Below are 2559 nucleotides of genomic sequence, written 5' to 3'. Positions count from 1 at the left end.
GCTTGAGGTCATCATTCGTGCAGCGGACTCCTGATACTGTTCGTTCAATAGACGACTGCACAACAGCCTTCAAACCGCGTTGTCTGGTGCAGTCGTCTTCTGAAAATGACAACAACGCCGGATTTCGGCCATGATTTCCATGGATAACACCCCAGATTCCCCGGCAAAAACGCCGGTAGGTTACACAACCCAGGGTGGCAACTATTGGACGCTGATCACCCCGGAAATCTGGAAAGGTTTGTACGCTGTTTTACAGCAATGGCCATGGGACACCTCGAGGTGGGCATCAGCCAGTTGCTTCGCGGCAAGTTGTCGGCGTCCTGGCTGGCGCAACGTGAGGCCTTGGTGGCAGGCTCGCCGTCCGGCGGCACAATTCGGGCAGACAGACTCGAATATCAGTTAGAATTTGGCTCAATATTTATGAACAATCAGGGGGCGTGAATGTTTGAAAAGACGAGTCTGAAAAGCCGTTTGTTGCTGATCGCCACCGTGCCGATTACGGTCATGTTGGTCCTTGGCCTAAGCGGAGCCTGGAACAAGTACTCAGATTATCAGTCTCGTGTTCAGGCAGAATCTCTGGTCAGCCTGGTCGTCGAGTTGGGTGAAACGGCGCATGAACTCCAGAATGAACGGGGCATTAGCTCCGGCTTCCTCAACAGCAATGGTAACAAATTTGCGGAGAACCTCACTGCGCAACGCAAACAATCCGATTCAGCCATCTTGCGCCTGAATGAAAGCATCCGGCGTATCGACGCGTCCATGGTCGGGCCGCGCTATATCAAACTTCTGGAAGCTGCGAACGAACCTTTGGCCGACCTCGTAAAAAAGCGCGAACAGATAACACGTCTCTCGCTTGAACCCGGTGAGTCCTTCCGCTTCTACAGCGAGACGATTTCGCAGTTACTGGAAATCGCGCTGCGTACCGGAAACCAGATGCCGTCATCGAAACTGTCACGCCTGTCGAATGCCAAACAGGCAGTATTGTTCTTGAAGGAACGCAACGGTCAGGAGCGGGCATTGGTAACCGGCGGCTTCAGCGCCGGGCGCCTGACTTCTGAACAATTCAGCACTTTTCAGAGTCTGATCAACGATCAGGCCACCTATTTGCGCCTGGCCATCGGGTACGCCACGCCGGATCAGGAAAAACTACTGAGTGCCAAGCTAGCCGAGCCGATTTTCAAGGAAGTGGGCACCATCGAACAGATGGTCAAGGACAAGGGTGCAAATGCCGAGCTGGTCTATTCCCCGGAGGACTGGTTTGCCAAAATCACTGCAAAAATTGACCTGCTGAGGACGGTCGAGGAAAGCTACACAAAGGATATCCAGCAGGAAATCCACGCGAATATGGATGCAGATCGTGATGCATTCGTTTCGTACGCCAGCCTGCTTCTGGTAGCTGTCGGCCTGACCCTGTGGATTTGCTTTGCCATTGTCCGCAACCTGCTAGAATCGTTGGGTGGAGAGCCCGAGTACGCCTCCGGGGTTGCCCGGAGAATAGCCAAAGGCGATCTGTCGGCAACGATCAACCTCCAGTCCAACGATACGACAAGCCTTCTGGCTTCTATGAAGTCGATGCAGGACGGGTTGCGTGAAATGGTCGAACAAATCGTCGTAGCGACGGTTCAACTGGCTGGTTTCGCCAAGCAATTGTCGGCCTCATCGCATCAAGTGCATGAGGCAACTAACCAGCAGACAGATGCCGCAGCGGCTGTCGCGGCGACGGTCGAAGAGATGACGGTCAGCATCGGCCACATATCGGACAATACGGTGGACGTAATCAAGAGTGCAATTGATTCAAAGCAGATGGCCGAAGAAGGGGAGCTGTTTGCCCAGAAAACGGTCGCTGAAATGAACAAGATCGTCGAAAACGTCAATCAGTCATCGAATTTCATGCAAGCCCTTGACGAGCAATCCCACAAGATTGCGGATATCGTCAATGTCATCAAGAAGATTGCCGACCAGACCAATCTGCTGGCGCTCAACGCGGCCATCGAAGCTGCACGGGCTGGGGAGCAGGGGCGAGGCTTTGCCGTGGTCGCCGACGAGGTGCGAAAGCTGGCCGAACGCACGAAACTCTCCACCCAGGACATCGCCACCATGATCGAAGCGATACGCAACGGCACGATGCAGGCGGTGGAAAGCATGGTGCAAGGAACTGTTATGGTCAATGAGGGCATGGAACTCGTTAGAAATACGGGGAATTCCATGGCGACTATTCATGGCAGCACCGACAATGTTCTGGCAGCAATCGATGGCATTTCCACCTCGCTTCGCGAGCAAAGCTATGCGAATAATGAGATCGCCAAGAGTGTCGAAAACATCGCGCAGATGTCGGAGCGGAATTATGCAGCGATCCGTGATGTAGTGTCCTCCGCTGATCAGATTCAGATGCTTTCCGAAGCCTTGCGCCAATCAGCGGCCCGGTTTCGCATCAGGTAAGCAGGCACGCAATGCTCTCAACTTTAGCTTATAGCCCTTGTGAACCCTATGGGAAACGGGTAAAATGGCGTTCGTTAAGTCATTGATAAATAGACAATATGAACTCGAATACTCGACCAC

The 2559-nt window shown here is 53.3% G+C and carries 1 protein-coding gene; it reads left to right on the top strand.

Annotated features, from left to right (window positions below; genetic code table 11):
- Positions 1–441: 441 nt before the first annotated feature.
- Positions 442–2439: a methyl-accepting chemotaxis protein gene (locus PG883_RS23120; protein ID WP_182939684.1), complete on the top strand. Its 1998-nt coding sequence runs from the start codon at positions 442–444 to the stop codon at positions 2437–2439.
- Positions 2440–2559: the final 120 nt, after the last annotated feature.

Origin of the sequence: Aeromonas sp. QDB25 (assembly GCF_027707725.1) — a bacterium.
Classification (GTDB): Bacteria; Pseudomonadota; Gammaproteobacteria; order Enterobacterales; family Aeromonadaceae; genus Aeromonas; species Aeromonas caviae.
The sequence above is the reverse complement of the archived record's forward strand: the minus strand, read 5'-3'. Positions and strand labels throughout refer to the sequence as shown.